At 61.1% G+C, this 17,417-nt stretch carries 12 protein-coding genes and 1 tRNA gene; 7 read left to right on the forward strand and 6 right to left on the reverse strand.

All coding sequences use genetic code 11. From position 1 onward, the window contains the following. Positions 1 to 3: 3 nt before the first annotated feature. Positions 4 to 3,132 carry an AsmA family protein gene (locus tag CGL56_RS00645; protein WP_099104573.1) on the forward strand — a complete coding sequence of 1,043 codons (3,129 nt, stop codon included), beginning with the start codon at positions 4 to 6 and terminating at the stop codon, positions 3,130 to 3,132. 155 nt (positions 3,133 to 3,287) lie between these two features. Here the strand turns inward: CGL56_RS00645 and CGL56_RS00650 are convergent. Both CGL56_RS00650 and CGL56_RS00655 read right to left on the reverse strand, forming a co-directional pair. Then, positions 3,288 to 3,360: transfer RNA gene (locus tag CGL56_RS00650), tRNA-Met, on the reverse strand. A gap of 89 nt (positions 3,361 to 3,449) precedes the next feature. Beyond that, the gene (locus CGL56_RS00655) at positions 3,450 to 3,785 is read right to left on the reverse strand and encodes a 2Fe-2S iron-sulfur cluster-binding protein (RefSeq protein ID WP_099104574.1); all 336 of its coding nucleotides are present in this window, start codon (positions 3,783 to 3,785) and stop codon (positions 3,450 to 3,452) included. Positions 3,786 to 3,981: 196 nt separating this feature from the next. Here CGL56_RS00655 and CGL56_RS00660 point away from each other — a divergent pair, with 196 nt between their 5' ends. The 4 genes from CGL56_RS00660 to CGL56_RS00675 are packed head-to-tail and all read left to right on the forward strand — an operon-like array spanning position 3,982 to position 9,181. Beyond that, complete coding sequence (locus CGL56_RS00660; protein WP_099105483.1) at positions 3,982 to 5,517, forward strand: SulP family inorganic anion transporter; 1,536 nt, start codon at positions 3,982 to 3,984, stop codon at positions 5,515 to 5,517. A gap of 31 nt (positions 5,518 to 5,548) precedes the next feature. Then, entirely contained in the window at positions 5,549 to 6,163 is a 615-nt protein-coding gene (gene coaE / locus CGL56_RS00665) for a dephospho-CoA kinase (protein ID WP_099104575.1), read from the forward strand. Positions 6,164 to 6,184: 21 nt separating this feature from the next. Next, a complete protein-coding gene (locus tag CGL56_RS00670; protein WP_143470562.1) occupies positions 6,185 to 6,739 on the forward strand; it encodes a hypothetical protein in 555 nt (184 codons plus the stop codon). A gap of 54 nt (positions 6,740 to 6,793) precedes the next feature. Beyond that, the gene (locus tag CGL56_RS00675) at positions 6,794 to 9,181 is read left to right on the forward strand and encodes a choice-of-anchor B family protein (protein WP_099104577.1); all 2,388 of its coding nucleotides are present in this window, start codon (positions 6,794 to 6,796) and stop codon (positions 9,179 to 9,181) included. A 3-nt stretch (positions 9,182 to 9,184) separates the two neighbouring features. On the opposite strand, the gene CGL56_RS00680 is transcribed toward CGL56_RS00675, so the two are convergent. After that, a complete protein-coding gene (locus tag CGL56_RS00680) occupies positions 9,185 to 11,881 on the reverse strand; it encodes an alpha/beta hydrolase family protein (RefSeq protein ID WP_209280268.1) in 2,697 nt (898 codons plus the stop codon). Between the two features lie 19 nt (positions 11,882 to 11,900). On the opposite strand from CGL56_RS00680, the gene CGL56_RS17995 reads away from it, so the two are divergent. Next, positions 11,901 to 12,170: a hypothetical protein gene (locus CGL56_RS17995; RefSeq protein ID WP_143470563.1), complete on the forward strand. Its 270-nt coding sequence runs from the start codon at positions 11,901 to 11,903 to the stop codon at positions 12,168 to 12,170. Positions 12,171 to 12,178: 8 nt separating this feature from the next. On the opposite strand, the gene CGL56_RS00685 is transcribed toward CGL56_RS17995, so the two are convergent. Beyond that, the gene (locus CGL56_RS00685; protein WP_099104578.1) at positions 12,179 to 13,513 is read right to left on the reverse strand and encodes a M24 family metallopeptidase; all 1,335 of its coding nucleotides are present in this window, start codon (positions 13,511 to 13,513) and stop codon (positions 12,179 to 12,181) included. Between the two features lie 65 nt (positions 13,514 to 13,578). Here CGL56_RS00685 and CGL56_RS00690 point away from each other — a divergent pair, with 65 nt between their 5' ends. Continuing rightward, positions 13,579 to 15,390, forward strand: a complete 1,812-nt coding sequence (locus tag CGL56_RS00690) for a hypothetical protein (protein ID WP_099104579.1) — start codon at positions 13,579 to 13,581, stop codon at positions 15,388 to 15,390. Here CGL56_RS00690 and CGL56_RS00695 read toward each other — a convergent pair. Together CGL56_RS00695 and CGL56_RS00700 are read right to left on the reverse strand one after the other, a co-directional pair. After that, positions 15,374 to 16,477, reverse strand: a complete 1,104-nt coding sequence (locus tag CGL56_RS00695) for a glycoside hydrolase family 113 (RefSeq protein ID WP_099104580.1) — start codon at positions 16,475 to 16,477, stop codon at positions 15,374 to 15,376. The genes CGL56_RS00690 and CGL56_RS00695 overlap by 17 nt on opposite strands. Continuing rightward, positions 16,474 to 17,373, reverse strand: a complete 900-nt coding sequence (locus CGL56_RS00700; RefSeq protein WP_099104581.1) for a glycerophosphodiester phosphodiesterase family protein — start codon at positions 17,371 to 17,373, stop codon at positions 16,474 to 16,476. The genes CGL56_RS00695 and CGL56_RS00700 overlap by 4 nt, the downstream gene beginning before the upstream one ends. Positions 17,374 to 17,417: the final 44 nt, after the last annotated feature.

The raw sequence follows: 17,417 nt of genomic DNA on the forward strand, positions 1-17,417 counted from the left end.
ATTATGACCCTCGCCAAGCGTATCCTCATCGGCCTAGCCATCTTTCTCGTAGTTGTGATAGGCGTGCTCTTCCTGGCTCCCGTCATTTTTAAAGATGAAATCGTGGCCAACGTGAAGTCGGCCCTGAACGAGTCCCTCGAGGCGGAAGTAGATTTCGCGGACGCGAACGTGAGTTTCTTGCGCAGCTTCCCCGATATCGCCCTGACCGTCGACCAGTACCACATTGTGGGCATCGACACCTTTGCGGGCCTCCCCCTCGTCAGCGGTGAGCAGGCGCGGATCGATCTGGGTTTCTGGTCGGTCATCGCCGGCGACGGCAACTACAACATCGACGCCGTTCAGCTTGACCGCCCCGACGTCAACCTGCTGGTGCTTACGCCCGAGCTGGCCAATTACCTTATCGTTCCGGAGGCGGAAACCGCGGGTGCCGAAACCGGGGAGGAAAGCCAGGCGCTGATTACCCTGGATTACTTCGAGATAAACGACGGTAGGCTGGTCTACGACGATCGTACCACGGAAACTTACGTAAAGCTAACCGGCCTCAACGCCACCGGAGAGGGGGACTTTACCGCCTCCGTGTTTGACGTGATCACCCAGGCCCGGGCCGATGCCTTTACCCTGCAGCAGGGGGGCATGACTTACCTGGATGAAGTCAAAATGACCGCCGGCGGTACGGTCAACGTTGACGCCGATAATTTCCGCTACACCTTCACCGACGCCAACGTTACCCTGAACGAACTGGCGCTGGTCATGGAGGGCAGCATCGACCTGGAGGATAACGATGACATACTCTTCGACCTCGCCTACCGCGCCCCGGCCAACGACTTCCGCCAACTGTGGAGCCTCATCCCCAGCGCCTACACTGAGGGCTACGAACGCGTCCAAACTTCCGGAACCTTTACCCTTCAGGGCACGGTGAATGGTGCCTACAACGGCGAAACGGAAACCTACCCCGCCTTCACCGTCAACAGCGAAGTATCCAACGGCAGCGTCCAGTACCCGGGTCGCCCCGTGGGCATCACCGGCATCGACGCCGCCCTGGAGGTAAACAGTCCCGCCGCCGACCTCGACCGGCTGGTGGTGGCCCTGCCGCGGTTCAACTTCACCCTGGGCGGCGACCCCTTCCGCGGCAGCTTCCGCCTGGCTACTCCCCTCTCCGACCCCAACGTGGATGCCCGGCTGCAGGGCACCCTGGACCTGGACAAGTGGGCGTCGGCCATCCCCCTGGAAGGCGTGAGCGAACTCGCCGGGCGCATCGTAGCCGACATTACCGCCGACGGCGTGCGGCAGAGCGCCCTGGACGCCGGACGCTACGCGGAGGTAAAACTGGCCGGCAACCTCCTCATCAGCAACCTGGTTTACGACGCCGAAGATTCGCCGCCCGTGCGGATTGCCCAGGCGCGGGCGGAATTCAGTCCCCAATTCGTAGACCTCCAGCAGTTTACCGCCACTTTTGGTCGCAGCGACTTTTCGGCTTCCGGGCGGATCGACAATATCCTGGCCTATTTCAGCCCGGAGCAAACCATGCGTGGCACGCTCACGGTCCGCTCCAACTACTTTGACGCCGAAGAATGGACCCCGGCCACCGCTGAAACCACGGCCACCAGTCCCGCGGAGCTACACGCTGGCCAGGACACCACCCGGCAGGCCGAGGTCTTCGATCGCTTTGACTTCGACATCGATGCCGAGATCGCAGCCCTCGACTACGGCACCTACCGCCCTACCGACCTGCGCGTCGTGGGCAACGTAAAACCCAACCGCCTCGACATTCGTACCGCGGCCGCCACCCTGGACGAGAGTTCCTTCACCGCCTCGGGTACGATCAACAACCTCTTCGACTACACCTTTGGGGAGGGCGTCCTGACCGGCAACCTCGACCTGCGGTCCGGCTTCTTCAACGTAAACGACTTCATGAGCGAGGATGCATCCACGGCAACCGCCCAGGCCAGCTCCGAAGCTTCCGCGGCGATCCCCGTCCCCCGCAACATCAACCTGGCGGTGAACGTCGCCGCCGACCGGGTGCAGTACACCGACCTGACCATGAACGACGTGGCCGGCAAACTGGTCGTCCGCGACGGGGCCATCGTGTTCCAGGACGGCCGCGCCAACCTCCTGGGCGGCGCCATGGGCTTCAATGGCGCCTACGATACCGCGGAGGGGGATCAACCCATTTTCCGCTTCGCCTACGACCTGAAGAACCTTGACTTCAGCCAGGCCTTCAGCGCCCTGAACACCTTTTCGATCCTGGCTCCGGTGGGCAAATTCATTTCGGGCAACTTCAGCTCAGAGCTGGTCATGGAAGGGCGACTGGGGGATGACCTCCTGCCACAGCTATCCACCATCGACGCCAAGGGATTGCTGCGCACCGCCCAGGCCCGCATTGCGTCCTTCAAGCCCCTGCAGGTTATCGGCACCGCCCTGAACGTAAATGAACTGAAGAACAACGCCACCCTGAAGGACATCATCGCCGCCTTCTCCGTCAATGACGGCAAAGTGACGGTAGATCCGTTCTCCTTCCAGTTGGCGGGCATCAATATGACCCTGGGTGGAACCCACGGGCTGGACTCTGACATGGATTACCGGCTGCGGGCGGCCGTCCCCCGCGCCCTGATCGCAGGCAACCTGGTGGCGGGCACCGCTCTGGGCGCCCTGGACAAACTGGCCGGGCAGGCGAGCAAATTGGGCCTTAACCTGTCGCCCTCCGACACCCTGAACCTGAACATCGCCCTGACCGGCACCATGTCCAATCCCCGCGCCGGCATCGACCTGCTCGGCACAGCGGGGGGATCTGGACAGCCCACCCTTGGCGAAACCGCGGTGAACGCCGTCCGCGACCGCCTCAACGAGGAACTTAGCTCCCGGACCGATTCCCTGCGGGGCATGGCCGAGACCCGCGCCCAGACCTTCCGCGACAGCCTGGCGGCCCAGGCCAATACCCAGGCCCGGCAACTGGAGGCCCAGGCCGCCGAACGACTCAAAGGCGCACTGGGCATCAAACGGGATTCCACGGCGACGGCCGCCGACAGCCTCAAGCTGCCAAACGTGGGCAAGGATGCCGTGGACGAAGTGAAAAAGGAGCTGGAGAAGTTCAATCCCTTCAAGCGCAAGAAATCTGGGGGCGGGGGCCAATAACCCGCGGATGATCGGTGGCTCCCCTACTGCGAGGAGGGCAGCGGCTGCGTGGGCGGTTGGGACCGCCCACGCAGCCGTCCCGGCGGCAGTGACCACTGGGTTTGGGGCATAAAAAAAGCCGTCACGAACCGGGGTTCGTAACGGCTTTCACCTTGTAGCGGGGGCAAGACTCGAACTTGCGACCTTCGGGTTATGAGCCCGACGAGCTACCAACTGCTCCACCCCGCGATGTTAATTTTTACCACGTTACCATCGTAACGGGCTGCAAATATACAAGCACTTTTGAAAACACAAAAGTTCGCTGAAAGTTTTTCAAATTATTCTTCCGCTTCGGGGGCCAGCTGGATGCGCAGGCCGTCGATTTCCTCGGTGATGCGCAGCTGACATCCCAGTCGGGAGTTGTCTTCCACGAAGAAGGCCTGGTCGAGCATATCCTCTTCGTCGTCCTTCATTTCCGGGAGCTCCGTATCCGAAAGGATGTAACAGTGGCAGGTGCTGCACAGGGCCATGCCGCCGCAGGTGCCTTTGACCGGCAGTTCGTAGGCTTTGCAGACTTCCATCACGTTCATGTTCATATCCGTCGGAGCCTCCAGTTCGTGGGCTTCGCCGTGGCGGTCGATGACGGTGATGATGATGTTTCCGTTGTCGGGCATGGGGTACGCTTTTGCGGCGCGAAGATAAGAACGCCCGGGGGGGACGGTCCGAAAAAGCAACAGCCGTAGCGAAACCGGCCCTCCGGCAGCGATTTTCCGTTATCTTTGCGGCTTCTTAGCCGGGGGGCTGTCGATCAAACATGAAAATTCCACTACCTCATGACCGCGGGTCGTGGGACAAGCCACCATTCTCCTCATGGAAAAGATCATCAACCTCTTTGACTTCAACCAGAAGGTAAACTACCGGATCGAGATCCTGTCGGGCCTTACGGTTGCCCTGGCACTCGTGCCGGAAGCCGTAGCCTTCGCTTTCCTTGCGGGGCTGCCTCCGCTGACCGGCCTCTACGCCGCCTTCGTGATGGGCATTGTGACGGCCATCCTCGGTGGCCGCCCGGGAATGATCAGTGGCGCGACGGGTGCCGTGGCGGTGGTGATCGTGTCCCTGGCCCAGAGCCACGGCATCGAGTACATTTTTGCCACGGTGATCCTGGCGGGACTGATTCAGGTAGCCGCCGGCGTATTGCGGTTGGGCAAGCTCATGCGGCTGGTTCCCCACCCCGCCATTTTCGGCTTCGTAAACGGCCTGGCGATCATCATCTTCATGTCGCAACTCGACCAGTTCCGCAACGGAGAAACCGGCGCCTGGCTTTCCGGTACCCCGCTTTACCTCTTCGGCGGTTTAGTATTGCTTACGATGCTCATCATTTGGGGCCTGCCCAAACTCACCAAGGCCGTTCCGGCTTCTCTGGTGGCTATCCTGACCGTCTTCGGTATCGTGGCCGCCTTCGGCATTGACACCAAGACGGTGGGCGACCTGGCCAGCATCTCGGGTGGGTTCCCGCCCTTCCACATCCCCCAGATCCCGGTTTCCTTCGAGACCCTCCAGATCATCTTCCCCTACGCCCTCATCGTAGCCGGCGTGGGACTGATCGAGAGCCTGCTTACCCTGAACATCATCGACGAGATCACAGAAACCCGCGGGCGCGGCAACAAGGAAGCCGTAGCTCAGGGTACGGCCAACATCCTCTCGGGCTTTTTCTCCGGGATGGGCGGCTGCGCCATGCTGGGCCAGAGCCTGATCAACATCAGCGCCGGTGCCCGCGCGCGGTTGTCGGGCATCGTTGCGGCGGTGATGCTGCTGGTCTTCATCATGTTTGGCAGCAGCCTCATCGAGCTCGTCCCGATGGCCGCCCTAACGGGACTGATGATCATGGTGGCGGTAGGCACTTTTGAGTGGGCCAGCCTGCGCACTTTCGGCAAGATGCCCAAGTCGGACCTGCTGGTCATGGTTCTCGTGACCCTGGTTACCATCTTCCTGCACAACCTGGCCCTGGCCGTCATCGTCGGCGTGATCATCGCCGCCCTGCGTTTTGCCTGGGAGAGTGCCAAGCGGATCCGGGCCCGCAAGCACATCGATGAGCACGGCGTGAAGCACTACGAGATCTACGGCCCGCTGTTCTTTGGTTCGGTGGCCGTATTCAACGAGAAATTTGATGTCCTTGGAGACCCTCAGGAGATCGTGATTGATTTCGCGGAGAGCCGGGTGGTGGATATGTCCGCCATCGAGGCCCTGAACAAGCTCACGGAACGCTACAACAAGGTCGGTAAAACCGTACACCTCAAGCACCTGAGCCCCGACTGCCGCCGGCTGCTGAACAAGGCCGGGGCCATCATTGAGGTGAACGTGGTGGATGACCCTACCTACAAGGTGGCCGTCGACCAGTCGGCCTGAGCAACCGTACCTTGCCGCAAACCAGCATATCATGGCCAAGCGGATCGGCATAACGGGCAACATCGGAGCGGGCAAGACCACGGTTTGCGGTGAATTCGAGCGGCTGGGCGTGCCGGTGTACTACGCCGACGAGCGCGCCAAGCAACTCATGGTCACCGACCAAGAACTCCGGGGGGCCATCCTAGAGCGCTTTGGCGCAGAAAGTTACCGGGTCGACGGTACGGTCAATCGCCCCTACCTCGCCCAGCGGGTCTTCGGAGACCCCGCGGCCCTGGCGGAGCTGAATGCCCTGGTGCACCCGGCCGTAGCCCGGGACGCTACCCGGTGGCACGCCGAGCAGAGGGGGCCCTACACCCTCCACGAGGCCGCCATTCTGCTCGAGATCGGGGCGCAGCAGAAGTATGAGGCCATGGTTGTCGTCGATTGCCCCTACCCCGTCCGGTTGGCGCGCGTGGTGGCCCGCGACGGTATTTCACCGGAAGCCTTTGCCGCCCGTGCCGCTCAGCAGTGGTCCGACGACCGGAAAAGGGCCGCCGCTGACCACGTGATTATCAACGACGGGCGTCACCTCATCCTGCCCCAGGTATTGGGTCTGGACCGAATCTTCCGTAGCGGTGCCGCACCAAAATTGACTGCCCGGCGTTAAGACGGAACCCAAGTTCCTCCTATGCGCCTCCTTATTGCCTTGCTTTCCGGATTGTTGGTGGTCGACTGTGCCGCCGATATGCCCGTCGAAGACACCCTGGTAGATTCGACCTACACCCGTCCGGCCACCCAGGAGACCCGACCCGATACCCACCCCCCGGCAACCGGCCCGGAATCGGCCCCCACTCCGTACGGTATGGTCATTGAACCTACCGGGGGCAGCGGCGCCAAGGGTGTGGCCGATCCGTCGAATTCTACTGTACCCGCGCTCGCCGCCCAGCGCCTCCTCACCGGCCGTTGGACCAACCTGGCCGACGAACAGGAGACCGTGCAGTTCACGCCGACCCACTACAAGACCTATTACCAGAACGAGCTTCTGGTGGAGGAGGACATGACCTTTCACGGCAAGTGCCCGGCCGCCTGCAGCGGCGGGACGCCTACGGGTAAACCCTGCTTTACCATCAGCGGGCCGGCGCAGACCGATTGTTACGGCATCGTCCGCCTCACCGAAGACCTGCTGGAACTCCAGTTGCTTGGCATCAGTACCGAAACCGTCGTGTATCGGCGGGCGGAGTAAGCCAGCGCACCAATATCTCAACTGCCGCGGTATTCCGTGGACAGCCATTTACTCATGAAGCAAGCCTTACTCTTTTTCCTTTTATTCCTCTGCCTGGGCCGCCTGCCCGCACAATTGAATGCCACCCTACGCTCAAACGTCGACTTTGGAGTGGCCGTTAACGACATCTGGGGGTACGCCGCCCCCGACGGTACGGAATACGCCCTGATGGGGTTGGATACCGGCATCGCCGTCATCTCCCTGGCCGACCCCGACGCCGCCACCGTCGTCGACGTGACCAGCCAACCCACCAGCATCTGGCGGGACGTGAAAAGCTACCGTGAATTCGCCTACGCCACCGCCGACCAGGGCTCCTACGGCCTCACGGTGATCGACCTGCGGGAACTGCCCGAACGGATATCCTACCAGCCCTTTACCTACGAGGTGCCCGGTTACACCGGCACCTTCGCCCGCGCCCACAACCTCTACATCGATACCCTTCAGGGGCTACTCTTCACCGCCGGAGGTGACCGCAGCATTAACGACGGCGGCGTCCTCATCTTTGATCTGAAGGAGGACCCCGGCGTTCCCCGCCTCATCGCCCAGGGCCCTGCCGTTTACGCCCACGACGTCTACGTGCAGGACAACCTCATGTACACCTCCGAAATCTACAAGGGGGAAATGGCGGTCTACGACATCAGCGATCTGGGCAACATCCGTAAGTTGGGAGCTACCCAGACGCCCTACCGGTTTGCCCACAACGCCTGGAGCAACCAGGACGGCACCGTGGTGTACACCACTGATGAGGTGGCCAACGCCAGCGTAGCCGCCTTCGACCTGTCCGACTACAATGACATCAAGCTGCTGGATGAGTACCGCCCCCTTACCAGCCTGAATACCCGGACCATCCCCCACAACGTCCACTTCATCGACGACTACCTATCGATCAGCTACTACAGCGACGGGCTGCGGGTGGTGGACGCCAGCGAGCCGACCAACCTGGTGGAGGTGGCCAATTACGACACCTACGACGGGCCCGATGGCGGGTTCAACGGTGCCTGGGGGGCCTACCCCTACCTGCCGAGCGGTCTCACCCTTGTCTCCGACCGCCAGAGTGGACTTTTCGTGGTAGAAGTTGACTATCAGCGGGCCGCCCGCCTGCGCGGAACGGTCACCAACGGCAATACCGGCGGTGCCCTGAACGGGGCCCGGGTGGAAATCCTGGCCGAGCAGGCCAACCTGACCACGGCCGACGCCACCGGGAACTATGCCACGGGTATTGCTACCGCCGGAACTTATCGGGTGGTGGCCTCCGCCGAAGGTTTTTACCCCGACACCGTGACCCTCACCCTGGTGAACGGCGAGGAAGTAAGCCAGGACTTTACCCTCTCCAGCCGGCAAACGGCTTCCCTGAACCTTATTGTAGCCGACCGGCAGACCGGACAGGCGGTTCCCGGGGCCATAGTGGACCTACTCCACCCGGACGCAAACTACAGCGGGTTGTCTGACAGCGCCGGTCTGGTCGCTTACGACGAGGTCTACGACTACCGCTACACCCTGGTGGCGACAGCCTGGGGGTATCAGCTGACCATCCTCGAAGACGTTCACCCAATTGAAGCCGCCAACGACACGATCTTTCTGGATCGGGGCTACGAGGACACCTTTGTCAGCGACCTTGGCTGGACGGTCAGCGGCAATGCTACCCGCGGCGTATGGGAACGCGGCGTTCCCGAGGCCACCTATAATATTGAAGGACCGGGGCAGCCCGGGGAAGATTCCCCCTGGGACTTCGGAAACCAGGGATACTTCACTGATCCCGTAGGTGGCAATTCCAACTCCCGGGACGTTGACCAGGGTGAAACGCAATTGCGGTCGCCCCTTTTTGACCTGACGGATTATGGCAGCGGCGTGCTGCTGACCTACGACTACTGGTTCAGTAACCTTTCCGGCAATGCTCCACCAAACGACAGCCTCACGGTAGCCTTGTCCAACGGCGACACCACCCATACGCTGGCCGTTTACCGTGGCGCGGTCACCGAATGGCAGCGGGATACGGTAGTCCTGGACGGGTTGCTGCCTTTCACCGCCACCATGCAGCTGATCGTGACTACGAGTGACGAAAGGGGCAGCGACAACCTGGTGGAAGCCGCCTTTGACAACTTCCGGGTCCTGGACTCCCTTATGCTCTCCCCCACCCGTCCGGTGGCTGCCCAAAGGAACGTGGCCCAACTGTTTCCTAACCCCACCGCTGGCGCATTCCAGTTAGCCTACAACCTGCAGGGCTACGGCGGGGGTCAGGTGGATGTATTCTCGACCACCGGACAACTGGTACACCGGCAGCGGCTGAATCACCAACAGGGAAGCCTGCAGTTTGGGCAGGGATGGGCGCCGGGGCTTTACGTTGTCCGCATCACTTCATCGGGGGGACAATTACTGCAGTCCGTCAAGGCCATCAAGCGGTAACCACTACTTCACGGCTTCTACGACCACGCGCAGGCCGAGGTGCTCGGTCTCGGCGGGGGCTTCCGTAGTAGCCGGATCCACGAAATCGTAGGCGCTGTAACCGTAGTGTCCCTGTTCTGCGTACTCGGCCAGGTTACCGCCCAGGTCGTAGATCATGCGGCCGTTAACCTTAACCGGGGCAAAGCTGCCCACGGGCTTGACAAGCGTGGTCGTCAACTCATCCACCTTTTTGCGCAGGTCCGCCACTTCATCGCGGGTGATGGCGTAGCCCGCCCAGTAATTCAGGGTATTCTCCTTGGCGCCACTGTCGTGCGCCTTCTTTTGCAGGGCGTCGGCTTCCTTCGTGCTGGGGAAGCGGGCCGGCCGCGAGAGCCGATCGGTGAGCCAGTCCAGGTAGGTACGGGCCTCCTCCCGGCTGAGGTCTACCGGATCGTTTTCTGATCCTTCCGGTACGGAGTGATTCGGTTTGTACGCGGCGTATTGGGCGTTCGTCAATTCAAAGCGAGCAATGGAGATGGTATCCTTTCCGAGGCTCACCATCTCGGGCAGCAGCACCCCGTCGGTCATTACGCCAAACAGGGAGCCATGACGGGCCACCGTATCCTTGGTGAGTAGTTGGGCCAGCGGACTATCCTCCTTGAAGGCGGGGTTGTCCTTGCGTTCTTTCCCAAAAAGGTAGGTGTCGATCCAGGCCAGTTCCTCTTCCATCTTCCGCTTCTGGTGGGTGATCTTCTGGAGGCCGTGGGGCTGGCCCGGAAACCACAGGAAGCGTACCGGGGCCTGGGCAATCTGCTGCAGCGCGCGGTAGTATTCCCAACCCTGATCGCGGGGCACGGCCCGGTCCTCGCTGCCGTGGAAGATGATGGTCGGGGTCCGGACCTTTTCCAGGTCGAAGAGGGGGGACTTGACGAGGTAGGCCTCGTTGTAGTTCTTACCGTTGGTGTCGTCCCAGGGTGCACCGCCGAAGTAGCTTTGGTCGAAGCTGACGCCGAAGCTGCAGGTGCCGAAATCGCTCGTCCAGTTCACGTCGCCGGCTCCCGGACAGGCCACTTTAAAGCGTTCGGGGTAGCGGACGGTCAGCATGGTCGTCAGAATGGCACCATTGCTCCAGCCCATACTGCCGATGCTGTCGGGGTGCACCTTGCCCTCAGCGATCAGCCGGTCGATGCCCGCCGTTATGTCTTCCATTTCCGGCTCGTAGTAGTTGCGCTTGATGCTTTCCACGTAAGCGAGCCCGTGGTTGGCCGACCCGTGGTAGTTCGGTTTCAGCACGAAGGCACCCCGCTGGCTCAGGATCTGGGGATAGGTACTCCAGCGTTCGCTCCACTGGTCGAGGTCCATACTCGATGGTCCCCCGTGGATGCTCAGCATCAGTGGGTAGCGGCGCCCGGGGGTGTAGTCGGCCGGGTAGTACAGAATTCCCGATACCATTTCTCCCTGGTAGCCTTTCCACTCGATCACCTCGCTGCGCGCGATGTCCTTTTTACGAAGTTTTTCATTGAGGGTGACGATTTCCCGCAGGTTGGTCACCGCCGTCCCCGAGAAGTCGGCCAGGTAGTAGCGGGGCAGTTTACTGGCGGTAGAGTACCGCAGCACGGTTTGCTTGCCATCTTCGGAAAAAGCAAGGAAGCTGACGTGGTCCTTCAGGCTGTCGAGGGCGATCTCCTTTCCGCGTCCACCCCGCGGGTAGAAGGCTTCCCGCATGGTGGCGCGGTTGGCCAGGTCGGCCACCACGTCGTTGCCCACCACGGTGATGCCACCGACCCCGTTCTCCCAGTTCAGTTCGACCTTGCGCGGCTCCCCATCCACCGGGAGGTAGTACAACTGTCCGATCCCCGCTCCGTCCCATTCCGGATCACTGCTCAGCTGGGCGGTGAAGTACATTCCCTTGCCGTCCTGGGTAAAGGCCAGTTCGCGGGGCGTCTGCAGTCCCTGGAGGATTTGCTTAACCGATCCAGTTTCCAGGTTTTTCAGGTAGTACTTGCTCTTGGGTTGGGCGTCGGAGGGCTGGTGGGGACTTCCGGCTTCCACGTAGGCCAGGTATTTCCCGTCGCGGCTCACGGCGTAGCCCTGGACGGGTTTTTCGTTGTCGGTGAGTCGGCGTATGTGCTTCTCCTTTACGTTGAAGGCGTAGAGGCGGTCGGCCTTCCAGCTGCTGGTATCCTCTACAACCACTACGTCGTCCTTCTTCTCTTCCAGCTCCTGCTCCTGCAGGGTCTTGCCTTCATTGCTTACGTACACCAGGGTGGAATCATTCAGCCACTCCAGGTTACTGATGCCGTTCTTGAATTCGTGCACCTCCTGGGGTTCCCCCCCGAACACGCTCATCTTCCACAGTTTCTTGCCCCCGTCTCGGCCGCTGAGGAAGTAAATGTCTTCACTATCGCGGGAGAACAGGGCGGTATGGTCACTGTCGTCACCGGTGGTCAGGCGCACCGTACGGAAACCGTCCTTGGTGCGGTCCCGCAGCCGAGTGAGGTATAGGTCGCGTACAAATTTGTCCTTCTTTTTGTCCTCCGCGGCTCGACTCTTGCTCCACAGCACCATAGTGCCATCGGGAGAAAACTCAACGTTGGACATGTATTCAGTATGGATGACGTCGTCAACCGTCCATTTTCCTTTTTCACCCTGACCGAGGAGGGGGCTCCCCCAGCAGGTGCCAAGGAAAAGAAAGACAAGTGCCATGAATCGCTGGAGCATACCTTATAGTTTGGGGTAAATGTACCCATCGCCCGGAAATGAAGTGGAAATCAAGGCCAAACAAAAAGGATTAACTTTTTTGTTTTTAAGTTCGCTAAACAACAAACAGTTTGTATATTTACGGTACAAACCATCCATTATGCAGCGCACGACACCCAGTTTCACGACGGCTCACATGTTACAGCGCCTGTCCGGCAACAGCTCTACCCACAGCCTGATCCGCTTCGCCTCTGACCGGCAGGCGAGCCTGGACAAGTTATCCGGCGGCGGTATGGCTGCCAAGCCCTGATTGCTCCTTTACTTCCCCGCTTGCCGGGGTACCAGGTACAGCTCTTCCTGCCGACCGTTGAGGTAGCGGAACGACTCTCCGTCCCAGTAGCCGTCTTCCTCCAGCATGATTCTTACGTCCTTGTTCCATTCCGGCAGGAACACCTTGTTGTTCAGTTCAATACTGTAGGCCGTATGGGGAAAGACTGGGTAATCCCCCCGGATCGGAACGCCCTCCTGCTGATCCCACAGACCAATCGTGGGTCCCGCGCCGTGGCCGTGGTACCCAATCGGGTGGCTGTAGATGCTGGGGCGCAGTCCTTCCGCCTCCGCCGTGCGGATGGTATTTAACAACAATTCGTTGCCCGTTTTGCCCGTGGCGTATTCGCCCGTCAGGATATCCATCAGGCGCAGTCCCCGCCGGTGGGCGGCCACGAGATAGGCAGGGGCTTCGGTCTCCCCGGGTTTCAGGACGTAGGCGTTTTCCTGGGTGTCGGTATTTAGTCCGCAGTAAGTGATGCCGAAATCGCAGTGCAGCAGGTCACCCGGCTGGATGACGTCTGCACCCGGCCGGCCGCTGAAGCCGTACAGCTCCTGGTTATCAGCCCGCTGCACGTCGACCGTCGGATGGAACCAGCTGTCGAGCCCCAGTTCCCGGACGCGCTCCCGCAGGTACCATACCACCTCCTCGGTGGTGGTCACCCCGGGTTGGATGACCTGCTCACTGAAGGCTTCGCGAATAATCTGGTGAGCCACTTGCATGATCTGGCGGTACACCACCATTTCCGAAGGCGTACGGGTTTCCAGCCAGCGAATCGCCAGCCGCTCACCGCTGACTACCCGGCTGGTCAGGTTCGCGGGCAACACTTCCAACAGGCGGTCGTAGTGGTAGCTGCTGATGCCATCGGCCAGACCGAATTCCTCACTGCGGTTCACGGCAATCTTGCGGGGCGATCGCTCCCGAATGATTTCCGCCAGCCGCTGCCACTGGTCCGGCTGCTGTTCGGGGTCCCAGGCTTTCTTGAATACCTCACCTACGTCGTAGCGGGCACAGGCCAGCGTTTCAAGGGGTTTGCCCGCTCCTGGATCGTATACTACCAGCATGGTCGTGCGGCGGGCACCCATCCAGGTACTGGGCAGCATGGTCTTCACCACGGCATCCTCGTTGTACTCCCGGGTGATCATGACCCACATGTCGATCCCCTCCTCCCGCATGATCTGGGGGACTACGGTTTCGAAGCGCTCCTTCAGCCAGCGGTCCTGTAATTCCCCCTGTTGCTTGAGGGTAAGGATCACCGGCATGGCCGACTGGGCCACGGCGGTGAAGGAAAGGATCAACAACAGAAACAGGAGGGGTGAGCGCATGCGTTGGGCGTTTGGTTACGGGTGGGCTAAAGTAATACGCCGGCCGCTTGCTTACCTTCGTTACCGTGAAGCTATCCGCGCCGGTTGCCCTGTTCGTTTGCTACCTTGTTCTAGTAGCCACCCATCTGTACTACCCCAAGTGGCAGCAGCCGGGTTCCGAAGCCACGCTCAGCTACGACGTATCCGGCTACTATCTCTACTTGCCCGCCGTCTTTATATACAACGACCTGCGGGAGGTGGCCTTTCTGCCGGAAATCATCGAGGAGTACCGCCCCACGGATACGCCTTACCAGGCCTACCCTCACTCCAGCGGAAATTTCGTTTTGAAGTACAGCCTGGGCCTGGCCCTGCTGTATTCTCCGGCCTTTGCCGTGGCGCATGCGTACGCCCTGGCCAGCGACGCCTTTCCCGCCGATGGCTTCTCCTTCCCGTATCAGTTAGCCATTTCCCTCTGGAGCTTGCTGGTGGCTTTTCTCGGTCTCTTCGTACTGATGCAGGTCCTGCGCGCCTATTTCTCCGAAGGGGTCACCGCCGCTACCCTGCTCCTCATCGTTGCCGCCACGAACTACCTGAACTACGCGGCCATCGACGGAGCCCTGACCCACAATTACGAGTTCACCCTCTACGCCCTGCTCCTGCACATCACCGATCGGCTGTACCGGCGACCCGGCGGCCCCACTACCCTGCAATGTCTCGGTATCGGGGGAATCATCGGTCTGATGGCCCTGACCCGCCCCACCGAAATCATCGCGGTATTGATCCCACTGCTGTGGGACATGCCCCTGACCCGGGCGGGGTGGCGCGACCGCCTGGCTTTTATTCGCCGTCATGCCCGGCCCATCGCCGCCGCTGCCGCAGTGTGCCTGTCCGTAGGAAGTTTGCAGCTCATCTACTGGAAGTACGTTACTGGCCAATGGATTGAGTATAGTTACCAGGACCAGGGCTTCGACTGGTTTGAGCCGCATCTGGTCAATGGATTGTTCAGCTACAAGGCTGGTTGGCTGACCTACACGCCGGCTATGTGGATTGCCATTCTGGGCTTCGTGGCCCTTTTCCGCTACCACCGCCATCTGCTGGCGGCTACCCTCAGCCACTTCATCATCTTCGTTTACGTAGCCTTCTCCTGGAGCGTCTGGTGGTACGGGGGCAGCCTTGGACAGCGGACCATGGTGCAGGCCTACGCGGTGCTGGCCTTTCCCCTGGCGGCAGCCCTAACCTTCATCTCGCGACGCCCACAAGGAATCCGCTGGGCCTTCGCAGGGCTTTGCCTGCTCCTCACCGCACACAACCTCTGGTTCACCCACCAGGCCCACCGGGGCGGGCTGCTGGTGTCGGAATGGATGAATCGCTCCTACTACTGGCGAACCCTGTTCACCTTCGAGGTCAACGAAGACGATAAACTGTTGCTGGACAATCCTGAGTTCCTAAGGCACCCGCCCCGGGGGACAGATACCCTCTATACCAATGATTTTGAGGACCAGCCTAATGACGCCTGCGGAATGCCCCCCATCGACGGGCAGGGATCCTACTGTCTCGCAGGGGAAAAGCAGAATACCGAGGAGTACTGGCTACACGGCCCCTTCTCCGCCGGCCAGTGGCTGCGGGCTACGGCGGATTTCCGTATCCCCCAACTACGAACCGGAAGCGTGCACACCTACGCTCAGCTGGTGCTGCGCTTTTACCGCAACGGCGAACGCGTGAAGGAACGGGTGATCAGGTTGCACCGGGTACTCAACTATAATTTCGACCGCAGCGTGTACATCGAAGCGCGGGCTCCGGAAGGTGGCGCCGAGGCCGCATCCGTGCTGTTGTGGAACGGTGGTCCGGATCAGCCGCCCATTCTTATGGACAACCTCGTGGTTACAACGATGGAGTAACGGAGGCTGCCCGGGGAGCAGGGGCGTACAGGCGCGTGAGGACCTCCCCCGCCGGTTTGCCGCCGGGGACGAATCCCGTATTCCGGTCGTCCCGGCCTTCCCGGTGCCCCAGATAGGAGGGCCACTTCCAGATAAACATCCCTTCCAGACGGCTAGAACTGCGAACCGCTTCAGCCAGGGCGGCGTAGCAGCGTTCCTGGGCTTCCAGGCTGACCGGCCGGTCTCCCGCCTCAGCGTGGGGGTTCTGCCAGGCTGAAGCTACTGAGCGGTAACCCACTTCCGTCAGCCACAGGGGGCGGTCGTAGGCTACGCTGATGCTGTCCGCCAGCCGCATCCACCGCAGGGCACCCGCCCGCAGCTGGGCGTCGGTGGGCTGCTCCTCCATAGACAGGGGGTAATAACTGTTCAGGCCTATGGCGTCGAGATCCGACCAGAAGGTGATGTTCTCGAACTCCTCCCCCCAGTTCGCGGCGTAGGTCAACTTGCCAGGGTAAACTTCCCGGAGGGAGGCGATCAGGCTCCGCCACTGCTCGGGATACCCCAGGGTAGCCTGCACCATTTCCGTACCGATGCACAGCGCCTCAACCCCTTCGGCCGCAGCCATTTTGCCGTAGTGCAGCATCCAGTTCCGGTAAGCGGCAAAGAATCGGTTCCACCCCTCCTCATCCTCGAATCTGATTTCTCCCGGCCACGACCCCCTCACCCAGATCTGGGGTTTCAGCATGACCGTGAAGCCCTGCTCCCGCGCCTGCCGGATACAGTGGATCACGGCTTCGTCCGTCTCCGAGCCCACGCGGTCCGGAATGGGCAGTGAATCCAGCGGCCGCATCTCCCGCATGAAAGTATAGGGCACAATGGCTACGGCATTGACGTTCAACCCCTTTAAGCTGTCCAGGGAAGGCCCCGTAGTGGCTCCCCCGTAGCCATTGTTTCCCCGGTACCCTTCGTGAGCGAAAGTCATGCCCCGCAGGAATTCCGGGTCCAGATGGCGGGGCAGCGGCTGGGCGGACGCGCCGGAACTGTGGGTACAGCCGGCGAGCACCAGGGCTCCCATAACGGGCAGGAAAAGCAGCAGCCAGGTTCTCATGGTTGTTGGACTTCGGCAATGCGATTGGGATAATCCGTGATGATGCCGTCCACGCCCAGTCCGATGAGTTCGCGCATCCGGATTACCTCGTTTACGGTCCAGGGGATTACCCTCAGGCCAAGATCATGGGCCTCCGCAATGATTTCCGCCGTCAGCTTGCGCTCCCACGGACTGTAGATTTCCGGTTTGAAACCCAGGGCGGCCACCTTTTCCGCTACCTGTCCCGGCGATTCATCCAGGTAGGCCAGGGAGATGCGTGGATTCTGGCGGTGGATCTCGCTCAGGGTGGGTGGGTCAAAGCACTGCAGGTTGACCAGCTCCGGGTGGCCCCAGGCGGCAATGTCTTCCAGTACCAACCGGACGAAGGTGGCGCGGGCCGGCACCAGTTCCGGCTCCCATTCCGGCTGATACTTCAGTTCGATGTTGTAGCGGGGCAAGGGCCGTTCCTGCTGCACGCAGTAGCGGTCGACCGCGGCGAATACCGCCGCCAGAGTCGGTTTATGCACCGGGCGCTGGGCCTGTTCCGGGAAGCGGGGGTGTGGCAGCTGCCCACAATCGTAGGCGTCGATCTCCCGGGCGGTCAGTTTCCGCAGGCTGATTGTGTCGGTAATCGCGCCGCCACCCGGCAACTGACAGATTTCGGGCTCCATGAAGGGGTCGTGGCTGACAATTACCCGGTCGTCCGCGGAAATCACCACGTCCAGTTCAAGGGTGGTCACTTCCGGATAGCTGAGGGCCCGCAGGAAAGCGGGGATTGAGTTTTCGGGCAGCAACCCCCGGGCGCCCCGGTGGCCCTGCCAGTCGAAGGCGGGTGAATCGTTTTGCGTCATGCGTGAAGTACCACAGGCCGCCAGCAGCGGCAGGAAAAGGATGATAAAATAGGCGCGTTTGGGCACGGGGAGGGCTTATGGGTTACTACGGTCCGCGGCGATGTCGGTTC

This window comes from Neolewinella marina, assembly GCF_002631205.1.
Classification (GTDB): domain Bacteria; phylum Bacteroidota; class Bacteroidia; order Chitinophagales; family Saprospiraceae; genus Neolewinella; species Neolewinella marina.